Below are 352 nucleotides of genomic sequence, written 5' to 3'. Positions count from 1 at the left end.
CATATTTACTCGATCTATTGACCGCAGACTTTAAATTGTCTGACACGATAGCTTTGGGCGATCCGCCATAGAAACGTAACGCATTAACACAACAGGAGATCATGTCTTCCCGTTTTTGGCTCCTACACGCTTGAACATAGGTATATTGGCTACAAGGAAGTATGGCTACAAATACTTCCACAGGAATAATCTCTCCGGTCTGCTTATCAATGATCTGAAGCTTTTTACCGGCAAAGTCGATAAACATCTCTTCACCCGCAACGTGCTGAAGTTTCATTGAGCCTTTGTCCTTAGGGTATTTGCGGCGATAATGTTCAAGGAACTGTGTATAACTATACGGTTCTGCTGCTAA

Annotated in this window: 1 pseudogene; it reads right to left on the bottom strand. The window is 42.6% G+C overall.

Annotation, left to right across the window (positions count from 1 at the left end):
• Positions 1-277 (bottom strand): annotated as a pseudogene (locus AC6CHH_RS16415) (IS21 family transposase); the annotation flags it as partial.
• Between the last annotated feature and the right edge of the window lie 75 nt (positions 278-352).

The organism is Sphingobacterium sp. GQ94 (assembly GCF_059758715.1).
This window is presented reverse-complemented; position numbering and strand designations above follow the sequence as displayed.